This is a genomic window from Streptomyces sp. NPDC023573, from assembly GCF_055559735.1.
In genome coordinates this window covers 237,199-252,357 of the sequence record NZ_JBVHKB010000001.1, presented here as the reverse complement: position 1 = coordinate 252,357, position 15,159 = coordinate 237,199, and the positions used below count along the sequence as shown (strand labels likewise).

The following is a 15,159-nucleotide window of genomic DNA, read 5'->3' as shown; positions in this document are numbered from 1 at the left end:
CCCCGCGGGGTCAGCTCACCAGCGCCAGTGCGGAGACGGCTGCCAGCGTGCCCGCCACCGACAGCAGCAGACCGGTCGCCACGAAACGGCCCAGGGCGATCCGCGTCCCGTGCCGACGGCACCGCTCGAACCACAGCAGCGTCGCCAGGGACGCCCACGGGGTGACGAGCGGCCCCACATTGACCCCGATCAGCAGAGCCAGCAACTGCTCGTGGTTCCCCGCCGGGACGACCGCCTCACCCGCCAGATACGCCGGCAGGTTGTTCAGTACGTTCGACAGACCCGCCCCCACCGCCGCCGTCCGCAGCATTCCCACGAAGCCGTTGTGCGAGCCCAGCGCGGATCCCAGCAGCTCGTTCAGCCCGTGCGCGCCGATCGTCTGCACCACCAGGAACATCCCCGGGACCAGCACCAGCAGCCGCCACGGCACCAGCGCCAGCCGCAGCTCCTGCCTGCGCCGCACGGCGAACGCCACCACGACCACCACCATCCCCGTCAGCGACACCGACCAGAGCGGAACGTCCGCCACCAGGATCGCCAGCAGGAAACCCCCACAGGCCACCGCGCAGATCCGCAGCAGGACGGGGTCCACGGCCACCGGCACTTGTGGCGGGGTGTACCGGTCCTGGCCCTCGCCACGCCGGCCAGGCCGCCAGTAGAAGACCCACAGACAAGCGGCCGTCACCGCGATCGACGCGAGCTGGGGCAGCCACATGACCCCGGCGAGCCCGGACGCCGAGAGCGCCACCCGGTCCGCCGCCAGCAGATTCGTCAGGTTCGACACCGGCAGCAGCAGACTCGCCGTGTTGGCCAGCCACACCGTCGTCATCGCCAGGGGCACCGGTGCGATCCCCACCCGGGCGGCCAGCGCCAGCATGACCGGCGTGAGGAGCACCGCCGTGGTGTCCAGGTTCAGCGCGATCGTGGTGAGCGAGGCGAACGCCACACACAGCCCGAAGAGCAGCGGATAACGCCCCCGCCCCGCCCGGGCCACCCAGGCCGCCACCACGTCGAAGACCTGCGCCCGGCCCGTCAGCTCGGCCATCACGATCACGGTGCCCAGGAACGCCAGCAGCGGCCCGACACGCCGCATCTCCTGCGCGGCGGGCCCAGGGGGCAGCAGCCCCGTCCCCACCGCGAGCAGCCCCAGGACCAGCAGCCCCCCGGCGAGCCAGTCGAGCGGGTGCAGCCGCCGGACACGCCCGCCCGGGTCCTCGCCCCTGCGATCGGGCTCCGCCTCCGGCCTCTCTCTCACCATGGGACGATGGTCCCAGAAAGTGGACTCACCTCCGTGACCGGCGAGTTCCCGTCGGACCGCGACCGTCCGAGCTTGTCCGAGCCCGTCCGAGCTTGTCCGTCAGGCCGCGCCTGTCATACCGCGCCCGTCAGCGCAGCCGTCCGGACGGCGACCACCGCCGCCAGCAGCACCACCAGGACCGCCCCGCCGGCCAGCTGCGCCGCGGACGTCCGCAGCCTCGCCGGCGCGTACGCGAGCCCGTAGGTCACCAGCCCACCGGTCAGCAGCCCGCCCAGGTGGCCCTCCCACGAGGTGAACGCGGCGGAGATCACCATCCAGAGCAGGAAGCCCGCCATGAAGCGGTTGACCGCCCGCATGTCCCGGCCCAGCCGCCGGTTGATGACGTAGAAGGACGCCGCCAGACCGAAGACCGCACCCGAGGCACCGACCGCCGTCGTCTCCGGCGAGACCAGGTACACGAGCACCGAACCGCCCACCGCGGACAGCAGGTACAGCGCCAGGTACCGTGCCCGGCCCAGCTGCCCCTCGACGGCCCTGCCGATGTTCCACAGCGCCAGCATGTTGAAGAGCAGGTGCATCACACCGAACGACGCGTCCGGCGGCAGATGCAGGAAGGTGCCCGTCAGCAGCCGGTACCACTCGCCGTCCGCCACCCCGCTCAGCTCGAAACCGGGATAGGTCTCGCCCTTGTAGTAGTACTGCTCGCCCGAGGAGTCGACCAGCACCGCCCCGAGCATCCCGAACCGGTCCACGGTCCCGGCCCGGACGACCTCGACGACGTAGGCCGCGATGTTCAGCGCCATCAGCACATACGTCACGACCGGCGTAGCGGCGCCCGGCACCGCGCCGCCGAACAGCGAGCGGGCCTGCCGGACCGAGCGCTGCCCCTCCCGCACGCACTCCACGCAGTGGTGCCCCACGGACGCCTCACGCATGCAGTCGGGGCAGATGTACCGGTCGCAGCGCGTGCAGCGCACATACGTCTCGTACGACGGGTGGCGATAACACGCGGTGGCGGCGGCCGTCATGGCCGGCTCCTTCAGTCGTGGACGGAGGGCCGCGGGGGCGGCGGCGCTCAAGATAGCGAACGCGGGTGAGGCGGAGCACACCTGGGGCCGGGGACCCGGGTCCGGCCCTGAGGGCCCCGAAGGCGCCGAGCGGGGCCAGGCGGCGTCCGATCCGTGACACGCGACCAAACACGACAGAAGATGTCCGGTTTACGGGGTTCGATGGCACCCATGACACCGAACGTGACACCCGCTTCCTGGCAGGACTTCCGGACGGCGGAACCGGACTTCGCCGACACCGTGCGGAAACGGTTCCAGCTGTACAAGCACCACGTCCTCGCGACCCTGCGCTCCGACGGCTCGCCCCGGGTCACCGGCCTGGAGGTGGACTTCCGCATGGACGCGCTGTGGCTGGGCATGATGCCCGGCTCCCGCAAGGCACTGGACCTGCGGCGCGACCCGCGCTTCGCCGTCCACGCCAACCCCGGGCCGGACGCGGAGATGGCCGACGGGGACGTACGCGTCTCCGGACGGGCGGTGGAGATCACCGACACCGCCGTGCTGGCACGCTTCATCGACGAGGCGGCCCCGCCGGAGCCCTTCCTCCTCTTCCGCGCCGAACCCACCGAGGTGGTCCGCACCGCGATCGACGGCGACGACCTCGTCGTACAGGTCTGGCGCCCCGGCCACCCCCTGCGCACCCTGCGCAGGGGCAACGACGACAGCCCGGTACGGGAAGGCTGACGAGGGCGGCCCGCGGGCGGTCCTGGGGTGGTCACCCGTCCGGCGTAACCCCTGCCGCGGATCCGGCCACCGGGCGGCTCATGGGCGGGGAGCCTGCCGATACGGCATCCAGGTGAACCTGCCTCCCGGAGGCGGACACCCGGCCGCCCCGGATCACCCGGGCGGGAACGACGCCCTCCGCCGGCCCCGGGGCGTGTCCGGCCCTAGGGGGAACAGGGCGGGAAGCATTCTGGAACGTGTCCGGAACCGGTCGTGAACCGCCCCCTCGCCCCGCTGGTCAGCAGGTCCTCCGGCGCGCCGAGGGCCAAGTGATCTGCCGTCCGCCGACAGAACGTGCTACGGTTGCCGAGTTGCAGTTTTGGTACCCATGAACTTTATGTGCGCCTGACGGGAACCCTCCTCAGGCGCTTTATTGTTTTCCGGCTTTCTCCGGATGGGGCTCAATGCGGCGACTTGGAATTCGTAAAGTGCGGATTTCCGGCACTGCACCTCTTTTAGGAGAATGACATGGCTACTGGAACCGTGAAGTGGTTCAACTCGGAAAAGGGCTTCGGCTTCATCGAGCAGGACGGCGGCGGCGCCGACGTCTTCGCCCACTACTCGAACATCGCCACCCAGGGCTTCCGTGAGCTCCAGGAGGGCCAGAAGGTCTCCTTCGACGTCACGCAGGGCCAGAAGGGCCCGCAGGCGGAGAACATCGTCCCGGCCTAATTGCCGGACGCGTACCTCGCGACCGGGGCCCGCACCGTGAAGGTGCGGGCCCCGGTTTGTGCTGTTTCCGACTCATCCCTTCCCGGTTCGGTTCCGCAACCGGGACACCTGCTCTGTGCTTGCATCCTGGGGCGCACATCAAGCAGTCCACAGCAGTCGGCAGTAACCCCAGGAATCCCCCAGGAGGGCAATTCCGTATGACCCGCTCCGAACGCCAGGACCGACCCGCCCGCAACCGCCCGATAAGGGGCCGCGGCACGGACCGGCCGCAGGTGAACACCCGAGGATCCGGCAAGGCACCGGCCCGCCGCAGGACCGCACCCGCGCAGGGCGGCGAATTCGCCCTGCCGGAGACGCTGACCCCCGCGCTGCCGGCCGTCGACGCCTTCGCCGACCTGGACATGCCCGCCGCGCTGCTGAAGACCCTCGCCGCCCAGGGCGTGACCGACCCCTTCCCCATCCAGGGCGCCACCCTGCCGAACTCGCTGGCCGGCCGGGACATCCTCGGCCGCGGCCGCACCGGCTCGGGCAAGACCCTGGCCTTCGGCCTGGCACTGCTCGCCCGTACCGCCGGACGCCGCTCCGAGCCGCACGCGCCGCTGGCACTCGTCCTCGTCCCCACCCGCGAGCTCGCCCAGCAGGTCACCGACGCGCTGACCCCGTACGCCACCTCCGTCAACCTGCGCGTCGCCACCGTCGTCGGCGGCATGTCGATCAGCCGGCAGTCCGGCGCGCTGCGCCGCGGCGCCGAGGTGCTCGTCGCGACTCCGGGGCGGCTGAAGGACCTCATCGAGCGTGGCGACTGCCGGCTCGACGAGGTCGCGATCACCGTCCTCGACGAGGCCGACCAGATGGCCGACATGGGCTTCATGCCGCAGGTCGTCGCGCTGCTCAAGCAGGTCGAGCCGGACGGTCAGCGGATGCTGTTCTCCGCGACCCTCGACAAGAACATCGACCGGCTGGTCAAGATGTTCCTCACCGACCCGGTCGTGCACTCCGTGGACCCGTCCGCCGGTGCGGTCACCACGATGGAGCACCATGTGCTCCACGTCCTGGACGAGACCGACAAGAAGGCCGTCGCCACGAAGATCGCCGCCCGTGACGGCCGCGTGATCATGTTCGTCGACACCAAGCGTGCCGCCGACCGCTTCGCCAAGCGGCTCCTCGCCAGCGGCGTGCGCGCCGCGGCCCTGCACGGCGGCCGGTCCCAGCCGCAGCGCAACCGGACGCTGGACCAGTTCAAGAACGGGCAGGTCACCGCGCTCGTCGCGACGAACGTGGCGGCCCGTGGCATCCACATCGACGACCTCGACCTGGTCGTCAACGTGGACCCGCCGACCGATCACAAGGACTACCTCCACCGTGGCGGGCGCACCGCGCGCGCCGGGGAGTCCGGCAGCGTCGTCACGCTCGTGCTGCCCGAGGAGAAGCGCGAGATGACCCGGCTGATGCAGGACGCGGGCATCGCGCCGCGCACCACCCGGATCAAGTCCAGCGACGACGAGCTCAGCCGGATCACGGGCGCCCGTGAGCCTTCCGGCGTCGCGATCGTCATCGAGGTGCCGCAGCCCACCCAGCCCAAGCCGCGTACGCGCGGATCCGGTTCGGGTACGGGCGCGGCGGCCGGCGGATCGTTCCGCTCGGGCAGCCGCGGACGCGGCCGGCGCGGCGGAACGGGCGCGGCCTCGGGCGCCGCACAGGGTGGCTCCGGCGGCGGGGCGGGCCGTGGCGGCTCCGGCGGCGGCGCGGCCCGTGGTGCTGCCGGTGGCGGCGCGACCCGTGGTGCTGCCGGTGGCGCGCGCGGCTCCGGTGCCGGCCGGGCCGGCTCCACCGGGCGCGGCAGCGCTCCCGGCCGTGGCCGCAGGGCAGCGTAACCACAGGGTGCGGTGACCGGCCCCGCCGGTCACCGCACCCGTCGCGCGCCCTCACTTCCCGGGTACACCCTCGTACTCGTCGAGCGCCCGCGCCGTCGCCTCGGCCGTAGCCGGGGCCGCTGTCCGGGCCAGCTCCCGCAGCAGCGGTACCGCCCGGCCGGCGAACGGCTTGCCGCCGCCATGGAACCCGAGCCGTGCCAGCACATCCACACCGAACAACTGCCGCAGCGGGTCCTCGCTCGCCGTCCACGCCGCCGCCACCTGGAACGTCTCCTCGTCGCCGCGCCGCCACAACGCCCCGACGGCCACCAGCCAGTTGTCCAGCCCCGGGTCACCCTCCCGCAGCGCCCTGCCTGCGAGCTCCTCGAACGGGGCCCGCAGACCCAGCTCGCCCTCCAGGAGCGTCGCGATCGCCCCGTGCCCCGTCTGCAGGTCCTGGGACGCGAACAGCTCGCCGCCCCGCAGCAGTTCGACCGTGACGGTCACGCCGCCGTCCACCGGTGCGCGGCGCACCACGCTCTCGTGGCCCTCTTCCCCGTACATACGCCGCAGCGCGTCGTGCAGCTCCCGCTCCACGTCCAGCGTGAGCATGCGCCTGGCCTCCTCCAGCGCGGGGGACAGGTCGCGGGCGCCGTGGCGGAGCAGGGCCCGCACGGTGTGCGCCGACCCCCGCCGGGCCGCCACCACCAGCGGCGTCTCACCCTGCGGACCGGGCAGATCCGGATCGGCGCCATGGGCCAGGAGCGTCTCCGCGACCCGGGCGTGACCGAGGCCCGCCGCCCAGCGCAGCGCCGTGAAGCCGAACTCCTCGCCCAGGTCCGGCTCCGCCCCGGCCGACAGGAGCGCCCGTACGACCTCCGCGTGTCCGCCGCAGGCCGCCCCGCAGAGCGGCAGGTCTCCGGCATCGGGGCCGCTCGCCCGGTTCGGGTCCGCGCCCGCCGCCAGGAGCAGCCGGACCGCACCGGGCAGGTCCTGCACGGACGCCAGGTACAGCGCGGTCGTTCCCTCCTCGTCGCCCGACTCGGCGGACACGCCCGCGCGGAGCGCCCGCACCACGGCGTCCTCATCGGCGTACAACGCCTCGAAGAGGCTGCTGGCATCCCCGACCGGACGATTCGTCATACACCGACCCTACGACCGCCCCGGACCTGCACGGTCTCTCAGGTGTCGCACTCCAGGACCGTGCGGCACAGGCCGCACCGGGCGCGCGTCCGGCCCCTGACCGGGACCCGGACCCGCTGGTGGCAGGTGGGGCAGGCGAACGAGACCCGGAGCCCGTCCGCGCCGTTCTCGAACGCGTACGGGACGGACGGGTCGGGGGCGGCTCCCGGGTGTTCCCCGGCGTGACGGCGGTCCTTCGCGTAACGGCGCCTGCCCGCCCACCCCGCGGCTGCCAGCGGGGGCCGCTGCAGGTCGCGCAGGGCCTCGGCCCGCCCCTTGGTGTACGCCGTGTACGCCTGAGGGCTGGTGAACCAGACGGACGGGTCCTCGTCGAAGGCCAGCGCGCGCTTCGCGAGTACGTACCCGAACTCCTCGGGCGTGAGATAGCCGAGCTTCTGGCTGGAGACCGCGTCCTGGCGGAAGGCGTCCAGCAGGAGCCACCCCGCGCCGAGATAGGCCGTCACCGTGTCCGTGAGGATCTCGTTGTCTCGGGTGCCGGGGAGCTCCAGCCCCAGCCGGTGCAGCAGCACATGGGTGATCTCGTGCGCCAGCGCGGCCCCGATGTCCCTGCGGTGCGTACGGAAACGGTCGTTGAGCTCGATGAAGTACTCCGGGCCGGCGGTGAGTTCGACGCTCGCGGCGTGCTCCATCCGCCGGAAGCCGACGACGATGCGGGCCTGCGGAAGACGCAGGTGCTGCACCAGGGCACCGGCCACCCGCTGGGCGCCCGGGTACAGGTCGTCCACATCGGAGAAGGCGGCGTCGGCGGGTGCCAGGCTCGTGGCGTAGGCGCGCACGCCGTCGGGGGAGACCCGCCGGTAGAGCGCGGTGATCGCGGACCGGACGGCGTCGAGATGCGGGAACCCGTGGACGACCGGACCGCCGCCGCTGCCGTTACTGCCGTCGCTCACGACCGAACCCCCATCAATGGCGCCCAACGGACCCGCGCGGGCGCTCGACGGACCCGCGCACCGGCACTCGACGCACCCTCACTGTAGGCCGGTCCGACGGGAACCGGCCGGGAGACGACGGATGATCTTGGCCGGAAATCCTGCCTTGTGGCAGCGGTGACCGCTTCCCGATAATCGGATCGTTCTTGTCGCGAGCATGTCGAGAATTGTTCTTCCCGTGCCCCTGACCAGGACACGCACGCCCGCACGCCTGCACCCAGCACCCCCCACCGTCACCCCCACACGAAAGCAGGCACTCCCGTGAAACAGCTCCTGCGCGCCCTCAAGAGATGCTCCGTCATAGCCGCGGTGGCCCTCGCCACCATCAGCCTTCAGCCGTCGAACGCCTCCGCGGCCCCCGCACCCGTCGTCGGCGGCACCCGCGCCGCACAGGGCGAATTCCCCTTCATGGTCCGGCTCTCCATGGGCTGCGGCGGCGCCCTCTACAGCCGGACCGTCGTGCTCACCGCAGCCCACTGCGTCGACGGGTCCGGAAACAACACCTCCATCACCGCCACCGCGGGAGCCGTCGACCTCCAGTCGTCCTCCGCCGTCAAGGTCCGCTCCACCAAGGTCCTCCAGGCGCCCGGCTACAACGGCGTCGGCAAGGACTGGGCACTGATCAAACTCGCCCAGCCCATCAACCAGCCCACCCTGAAGCTCGCCACCACCACCGCCTACGACACCGGCACCTTCACCGTCGCCGGCTGGGGCGCCGCGACCGAGGGCGGCGGCCAGCAGCGCTACCTCCTCAAGGCGACCGTTCCCTACGTCTCCGACACCACCTGCCGCCAGGCCTACGGCAGCGACCTCGTCGCGAGCGAGGAGATCTGCGCCGGATACGTCAGCACCGGGGGGGTCGACACCTGCCAGGGCGACTCCGGCGGCCCCATGTTCCGCAAGGACAACGCCGGAGCCTGGACCCAGGTCGGCATCGTCAGCTGGGGCGAAGGCTGCGCACGGCCGGGATACCCCGGCGTCTACACCCAGGTGTCGACGTTCGCCTCCGCCATCGCCTCGGCCGCCGCGACCCTCTGACACCGGCCGCCCACGCACCACCCCGGGGGCTCCCGCAGCGGCGGGAGCCCCCGGGCCCGGCACCACGAAGCCGCTCACCACGTGCCGGACGGTCTAAGCTCGCTGACCATGACCACGAGCGACATCGACGAGTACGTCACCACCGAACTGAACCGCCTGCGCGAGAGCATCGACAACATCGACGCCGCGGTCGTCCACATGCTCGCCGAGCGCTTCAAGGCCACCCAGCAGGTCGGCCACCTCAAGGCCGAACACCACCTGCCGCCCGCCGACCCCGCCCGCGAGGCCCGCCAGATCGCCCGGCTGCGGCAGCTCGCCGAGAGCGCCAGGCTGGACCCCGCCTTCGCGGAGAAGCTGCTGAACTTCATCGTGGCCGAGGTCATCCGCCACCACGAGCGCATCGCCGAGGAATCCGCGGGCCCCGCCACCTGACCCCACCGCCGGCCCGCACAGACCTCCTGCCGCACCCGGGTCCCGCGCCGCACCCGGGTCCCGCGCCGCGCCCAAGTCCCGCGCCGCACCCAGGCCCCGCGCCGCCCCAGGGCCGGCGCGGGCCTCCCGGGCACGCCCTCACCGCGCGTCGTCAGCCCTGCGAGAACCCCGCTGCGCGGCCCCTCACCCGTACGGCAGCATGGGCGCCATGTCCGCACTGACGCGCAACGAAGCGCAGACCCGCGCCCAGCTCCTCGACGTACACCGGTACACGGTCGACCTCGACCTCACCACGGGTGAGGAGACCTTCGGCTCCCGCACCGCCATCCGGTTCACCGCCCACACGGCCGGAGACACCTTCGTCGAGATCAAGCCGGCAACCCTGCGCTCACTCAGCCTCGACGGACAGCCCCTGGACCCCGAGCGCCTCGACGGGAACCGGTACCCCCTGGACGGCCTCACCGCCGGCCCCCACGAACTCACCGTCGACGCCACCATGCGCTACTCCCGCACCGGCGAAGGCATGCACCGCTTCACCGACCCCGCCGACGGCGAGACCTACGTCTACACCCAGCTCTTCATGGAGGACGTCCAACGCGTCTTCGCGGCCTTCGACCAGCCCGACCTCAAATCCGTGTTCGACCTCACGGTCACCGCGCCCACCGGCTGGACCGTCCTCGGCAACGGCACCGCCACCCAGGCAGGCCAAGACCGCTGGACCATCGCCCCCACCCCGCCCATCTCCACCTACCTCGTCGCCGTCGCCGCAGGCCCCTGGCACTCGGTCACCACCCACCACGCCGGTCTCCCCTTCGGCATCCACTGCCGCCGCTCCCTCGCCCCCCACCTCGACGCCGACGCCGACGAGATCCTCGGCATCACCCGCGCCTGCTACGACCGCTACCACGAGAAATTCGACGAGCCCTACCCCTTCGACTCCTACGACCAGGCATTCGTCCCCGAATTCAACGCCGGCGCCATGGAGAACCCCGGACTCGTCACCTTCCGCGACGAATTCATCTACCGCTCCGCCGTCACCGACACCGAACGCCAGACCCGCGCCATGGTCATCGCCCACGAAATGGCCCACATGTGGTTCGGCGACCTCGTCACCCTCACCTGGTGGGACGACATCTGGCTCAACGAGTCCTTCGCCGAATACATGGGCTACCAGACCCTCACCGAAGTCACCCTTCCCGGAACTCTCAACTCCGTTCGAGCAGGGCAGAGCCCATACCCCGACACCTGGGTCGAATTCGGCGTCTCCCGCAAGGGCTGGGGCTACGACGCCGACCAGCGCCCCACCACCCACCCCGTCGCCCCCGACCCCGACGCCGTCCCCGACACCGACTCCGCCCTCCTCAACTTCGACGGCATCTCCTACGCCAAGGGCGCCTCCGCACTCCGCCAACTCGTCGCCTGGCTCGGCGAAAAAGACTTCCTCGCCGGAATCAACACCCACTTCGCCCGCCATAAATTCGCCAACGCCACCCTCGCCGACTTCATCGACAACCTCGCCACCGCCACCGACCGCGACGTCCACGCCTGGGCCGCCACCTGGCTCCGCACCACCGGCATCGACACCCTCACCGCCCACGCCGAAACCACCGGCAACAGCTGGAACCTCACCGTCGACCGCGCCGGCACCCGCCCCCACCGCATCACCGTCGGCACCTACGACCACAGCCTCGACACACAGACCGGCACCGACCAGCTCACCCTGCGCAACCGCTTCGAACTCGACATCCCCCAGGACGGCACCCCCACCACCCAGCCGGGCCACCGCCCCGACCTCGTCGTCCTCAACGACCACGACCTCACCTACGCCAAGATCCGCCTCGACCCCGACTCCTGGAACACGGCCCTCACCCACCTCTCCGGCATCCCCGACCCCCTCACCCGCGCCGTCATCTGGAACACCGCCCGCGACATGGTCCGCGACGGCGCACTCCACCCCACCGTCCACCTCACCGCCGCCCGCACCCACCTCCCCTACGAAACCGACCTCGCCCTCGTCCACGGCGTCCTCGGCTTCGCCGCCACCCACATCGCCGACCGCTACCTCGCACCCGAGGACCGGCCCACCGCCCTCGCCACCCTCACCTCCCTCTGCCGCGACCTCCTCCGCCGTACCGAAGGCCTCACCGCCAAGGACTGGGACCGGAGCACCGGCACCACCACACCCGGCAGCCCGGCCCCCGGCCTCCGCCTCACCGCCGTACGCCACTTCATCGACGCCGCCACCCAGCCCGACGCCATCCAGGACTGGCTCCACGAAGGCACCGTCCCCGGCGGCCCCGAACTCGACCCCGAACTTTGCTGGCGCATCCTCACCCGCCTCGCCGTCCTCGGCGCCACCGACGAGACCGCCATCGCACACGAACTCGCCAAGGACCCCAGCGCCACCGGACAGGAAGGCGCCGCCCGCTGCCGCGCCGCCCTCCCCACCCCCGAAGCCAAAGCAGCCGCCTGGCAGGCCATGTTCACCGACGACGACCTGTCCAACTACCTCTTCACCGCCACCGCCCAAGGCTTCTGGCAGCCCGAACAGAGCGAACTCACCCGCCCCTACACCGCCCGCTACTACCCCGACGCCATCGCACTCGCCGCCCGCCGCGGCCCCGCCATCGCCGAAGCCGCCGGACGCCACGCCTTCCCCGCCCACGCCGTCGACCCCGACAGCATCCGCCTCGGCGACCAGGCCCTCACCGACCCCGCACTCACCCCCGCACTCCGCCGCAAGCTCACCGACCAGCTCGACGACCTCCGCCGCGCCCTCGCCGTACGCAACGCCCACTGACCCACGCCCCAGGCGCACCACCCGCCACCACCGTGCCCGGTTCCTCATCGAAGGAGCCGGGCACAGTCATGCGAACGACGAACGCCTATACCAGTCCGACGGACCCCAACACCCCCGCACCGCACCCCAGTACCCCTTTCGGGTCGAGATCGTTGGGCTCTTCGGCCGCCTCCTCCGCAATCCGGACAAGCTGGCACGACCGCCCCCGCGTACCCGAAGGACCACACCACCCATGCCCACCCCGCCCCTCGCCGGAGGCATCGCAGGCCCCCACCACCTGCGCCCCCTCATCGACACCGTCCTCGCCGCACTCCACGACGGCGCCACGCGCCGCAACGGCCCCCTTCCCACCGGCGGTCCCGACGCCGTCACAGCACACCTCCACCGCACCACCGGCCCCCTCATCCCCGACCACGGCACCGGCGCCCACCACGCCCTCCGCACCCTTGTCACCGCCCTCACCGAAGGCGCCGCCGACCCCGCACACCCCCACTGCGCCGCCCACCTCCACACCCCACCCCTCGCAGTCGCCGCAGCAGCCGACCTCGCCGCATCAGCCCTCAACCCCTCCATGGACTCCTGGGACCAGGCCCCCGCCGCCTCCGCCCTCGAATCCGCCCTCACCACCGCACTCGCCGCCGAGATCTACCCCCACGCCCCCGACCCCGACGCCCTCATCACCACCGGCGGCACCGAAGCCAACCAACTCGCACTCCTCCTCGCCCGCGAACGCCACGGCCCCGTACAGACCATCTGCGCCGCCAACGCCCACCACAGCATCACCCGCGCCGCCTGGCTCCTCGGCCTCCCACAACCCGTCGTCATCCCCGCCCCCAACGGCGTCATGGACCTCACCGCACTCCGCGACGCCCTCCTCCGCAACGACGGCCCCCTCCTCGTCACCGCCACCGCAGGCACCACCGACACCGGCCAGATCGACCCCCTCACCGACATCGCCGACCTCACCACCACCCACGACGCCGAACTCCACATCGACGCCGCCTACGGCGGCCCCCTCCTCTTCAGCCCCACCCACCGCCACACCCTCCGCAGCCTCCACCGAGCCCACAGCGTCACCCTCGACCTGCACAAACTCGGCTGGCAACCCGCATCAGCCGGCATCCTCGCCGTCCCCCACCACCACGACCTGGACGCCCTCCACCACCACGCCCCCTACCTCAACGCCGACGACGACACCGACGCAGGCCTCCCCGACCTCCTCGGCCGCTCCCTGCGCACCACCCGCCGGCCCGACGCCCTCAAAATCGCCGTCACCCTCCAGGCACTCGGCCGCGACGGACTCGCCGACCTCATCGACCGCACCGTCGCCGCCGCCCACCACCTCGCCGACCTCATCGACCAGGACCCGGCACTCGAGCTCTACACCCGCCCCACCATCAGCACCGTCCTCTTCCGCCCCACCCACGCCGACGACACCACCGTCGCCACCATCCGCCGCACCCTCCTCAACCAAGGCCACGCCGTACTCGGCCGCGCCCGCACCGACGACGGCCTCTGGCTCAAAGCCACCCTCCTCAACCCCCACACCACCCCGGACGACCTCCGACAGCTCCTCACCCTCGTCACCCACGCCCACACCCGCACCGCCACGGAAGGCAGCACCCCCCGATGACCGACCGGACCACACGCGCGGGCGACCGGGCCTACGACCTCCTCGGCATCGGCCTCGGCCCCTTCAACCTCTCCCTCGCCGCCCTCGCCGACGGCATCCCCACCACCCCCGGCCACACCCCCCTCACCACCGCCTTCTACGAACAACGCCCCGCCTTCCACTGGCACCCCGGCCTCCTCATCGACGGTGCCACCCTCCAAGTCCCCTTCCTCGCCGACCTCACCACCCTCGCCGACCCCACCAGCCCCTGGACCTTCCTCAACTACCTCCGCACCCGCGACCGCCTCTACCCCTTCTACTTCGCCGAGCAATTCCACATCCACCGCGCCGAATACGACGCCTACTGCCGATGGGTCAGCGAACAACTCCCCACCATCCACTTCAACCACCAGGTCGACACCATCCGCTGGAACCCCCACCACGCCCACTTCGACGTCGACTACACCCCACTCGGCCCCGACGGCGAAGCCCACGCACCCGGCCGCACCCACACCCGCCACATCGCCCTCGGCGTCGGCACCGCCCCCTTCATCCCCGAACCCCTCCGCCCCCTCGCAGAAGCCCCCGGCACCCCCGTCATCCACTCCGCCGACTACCTCCACCACCGCGAAGAACTCCTCCGCGCCGACCACATCACCGTCATCGGCTCAGGCCAGTCAGGCGCCGAGATCTTTCTCGACCTCCTCCGCGCCCGCCCCCGCGGCATCGAAAGAATCCACTGGCTCGCCCGCACCCAGGCCTTCGCCCCCATGGAGTACTCAAAACTCGGCCTCGAACACTTCACCCCCGACTACACCCACTACTTCCACGCACTTCCCGAACACGTACGCGACGCCCTCGTCCCCCAGCAATGGCAACTCCACAAAGGCATCGACACCGACACCATCGCCGCCATCCACGACGAGCTCTACCGCCGCACCCTCCACGGCGGCTGGCCCGACGCCACCCTCACCCCCGGCGTCAGTGTCCGCACCGCAGGCCGCCTCTCCGGCAGCGGCAACCGCATCGAGCTCCACCTCGAGCACACCCAACAAGCCACCCGCAGCCGCCTCACCACCGACGCCGTCGTCCTCGCCACCGGCTACCGCGAACGCCCCCTCGACACCCTCCTCACCGGCATCGCTCCCCACATCCACCGCGACACCCAAGGACGCCCCCGCATCCACACCGACTTCCGCCTCGACCTCGACCCCGCCATCACCGGCAACATCTACGTACAGAACGCCGAACGCCACACCCACGGCGTCGGAGCCCCCGACCTCGGACTCGCCGCCTGGCGTAGCGCCACCATCCTCAACAACCTCACCGGCACCACCCCCTACCCCCTCCCACAACGCACCGCCTTCACCACCTTCGGCCTCACCCCCCACACCACCCCCACCGTCCCCGGACAGGGCAGCCCGCTCACCTCGCTCTCCCAAGGGCGTACCGCAGGAACCGGTTGTCCCTGACGCCGCCGGGCGATACCTTCACGTCCCCGAACCGGGCGTCGTTGTTCATCTGCGCGCAGACTGTCCCGGGGACGCCCGACCCACCCCCGGGGCCAACCTC

Annotated in this window: 12 protein-coding genes; 8 read left to right on the top strand and 4 right to left on the bottom strand. The window is 71.7% G+C overall.

What is annotated here, in order from left to right; genetic code table 11:
- Positions 1-10 precede the first annotated feature (10 nt).
- Positions 11-1,258, bottom strand: coding sequence for an SLC13 family permease (locus ACZ32T_RS01165; RefSeq protein WP_467364762.1), 1,248 nt, complete (start codon positions 1,256-1,258; stop codon positions 11-13).
- Between the two features lie 113 nt (positions 1,259-1,371).
- Positions 1,372-2,286, bottom strand: coding sequence for a rhomboid family intramembrane serine protease (locus ACZ32T_RS01160; protein ID WP_467267272.1), 915 nt, complete (start codon positions 2,284-2,286; stop codon positions 1,372-1,374).
- A gap of 180 nt (positions 2,287-2,466) precedes the next feature.
- Between ACZ32T_RS01160 and ACZ32T_RS01155 the strand changes: the two genes are divergently transcribed.
- The 3 genes from ACZ32T_RS01155 to ACZ32T_RS01145 all read left to right on the top strand — a co-directional run bounded on the left by ACZ32T_RS01155 (position 2,467) and on the right by ACZ32T_RS01145 (position 5,594).
- The gene (locus ACZ32T_RS01155) at positions 2,467-3,009 is read left to right on the top strand and encodes a pyridoxamine 5'-phosphate oxidase family protein (protein ID WP_467267273.1); all 543 of its coding nucleotides are present in this window, start codon (positions 2,467-2,469) and stop codon (positions 3,007-3,009) included.
- A 507-nt stretch (positions 3,010-3,516) separates the two neighbouring features.
- Positions 3,517-3,720 (top strand): cold-shock protein, encoded by a 204-nt coding sequence (locus ACZ32T_RS01150; RefSeq protein ID WP_015607926.1) that lies wholly within the window; start codon positions 3,517-3,519, stop codon positions 3,718-3,720.
- 197 nt (positions 3,721-3,917) lie between these two features.
- Complete coding sequence (locus tag ACZ32T_RS01145; RefSeq protein ID WP_467364760.1) at positions 3,918-5,594, top strand: DEAD/DEAH box helicase; 1,677 nt, start codon at positions 3,918-3,920, stop codon at positions 5,592-5,594.
- A gap of 51 nt (positions 5,595-5,645) precedes the next feature.
- Here the strand turns inward: ACZ32T_RS01145 and ACZ32T_RS01140 are convergent, their stop codons facing one another.
- A complete protein-coding gene (locus tag ACZ32T_RS01140; protein ID WP_467364758.1) occupies positions 5,646-6,716 on the bottom strand; it encodes an ankyrin repeat domain-containing protein in 1,071 nt (356 codons plus the stop codon).
- 38 nt (positions 6,717-6,754) lie between these two features.
- Entirely contained in the window at positions 6,755-7,666 is a 912-nt protein-coding gene (locus ACZ32T_RS01135) for a hypothetical protein (protein WP_467364756.1), read from the bottom strand.
- Positions 7,667-7,966: 300 nt separating this feature from the next.
- On the opposite strand from ACZ32T_RS01135, the gene ACZ32T_RS01130 reads away from it, so the two are divergent.
- From ACZ32T_RS01130 to ACZ32T_RS01110, 5 genes are all read left to right on the top strand, one after another.
- Positions 7,967-8,743: a S1 family peptidase gene (locus ACZ32T_RS01130; protein ID WP_467267280.1), complete on the top strand. Its 777-nt coding sequence runs from the start codon at positions 7,967-7,969 to the stop codon at positions 8,741-8,743.
- A gap of 108 nt (positions 8,744-8,851) precedes the next feature.
- Positions 8,852-9,175: a chorismate mutase gene (locus ACZ32T_RS01125; protein WP_467267282.1), complete on the top strand. Its 324-nt coding sequence runs from the start codon at positions 8,852-8,854 to the stop codon at positions 9,173-9,175.
- A gap of 208 nt (positions 9,176-9,383) precedes the next feature.
- Complete coding sequence (gene pepN, locus ACZ32T_RS01120) at positions 9,384-11,975, top strand: aminopeptidase N (RefSeq protein WP_467364754.1); 2,592 nt, start codon at positions 9,384-9,386, stop codon at positions 11,973-11,975.
- 232 nt (positions 11,976-12,207) lie between these two features.
- Positions 12,208-13,608 carry a pyridoxal phosphate-dependent decarboxylase family protein gene (locus tag ACZ32T_RS01115; protein WP_467364752.1) on the top strand — a complete coding sequence of 467 codons (1,401 nt, stop codon included), beginning with the start codon at positions 12,208-12,210 and terminating at the stop codon, positions 13,606-13,608.
- Positions 13,605-15,059, top strand: a complete 1,455-nt coding sequence (locus ACZ32T_RS01110) for a lysine N(6)-hydroxylase/L-ornithine N(5)-oxygenase family protein (RefSeq protein WP_467267287.1) — start codon at positions 13,605-13,607, stop codon at positions 15,057-15,059. Before ACZ32T_RS01115 ends, ACZ32T_RS01110 begins: the two co-directional genes overlap by 4 nt.
- The last annotated feature ends 100 nt before the right edge of the window (positions 15,060-15,159 follow it).

Excerpts from the sequence above, each read along its gene's own strand:
- ACZ32T_RS01160 (WP_467267272.1), bottom strand. The coding sequence starts at position 2,286 with ATGACGGCCGCCGCCACCGCGTGTTATCGCCACCCGTCGTACGAGACG.
- ACZ32T_RS01110 (WP_467267287.1), top strand. The coding sequence starts at position 13,605 with ATGACCGACCGGACCACACGCGCGGGCGACCGGGCCTACGACCTCCTC.
- ACZ32T_RS01140 (WP_467364758.1), bottom strand. The coding sequence starts at position 6,716 with ATGACGAATCGTCCGGTCGGGGATGCCAGCAGCCTCTTCGAGGCGTTG.
- ACZ32T_RS01125 (WP_467267282.1), top strand. The coding sequence starts at position 8,852 with ATGACCACGAGCGACATCGACGAGTACGTCACCACCGAACTGAACCGC.
- pepN (WP_467364754.1), top strand. The coding sequence starts at position 9,384 with ATGTCCGCACTGACGCGCAACGAAGCGCAGACCCGCGCCCAGCTCCTC.
- ACZ32T_RS01150 (WP_015607926.1), top strand. The coding sequence starts at position 3,517 with ATGGCTACTGGAACCGTGAAGTGGTTCAACTCGGAAAAGGGCTTCGGC.
- ACZ32T_RS01155 (WP_467267273.1), top strand. The coding sequence starts at position 2,467 with ATGTCCGGTTTACGGGGTTCGATGGCACCCATGACACCGAACGTGACA.
- ACZ32T_RS01115 (WP_467364752.1), top strand. The coding sequence starts at position 12,208 with ATGCCCACCCCGCCCCTCGCCGGAGGCATCGCAGGCCCCCACCACCTG.
- ACZ32T_RS01165 (WP_467364762.1), bottom strand. The coding sequence starts at position 1,258 with ATGGTGAGAGAGAGGCCGGAGGCGGAGCCCGATCGCAGGGGCGAGGAC.
- ACZ32T_RS01145 (WP_467364760.1), top strand. The coding sequence starts at position 3,918 with ATGACCCGCTCCGAACGCCAGGACCGACCCGCCCGCAACCGCCCGATA.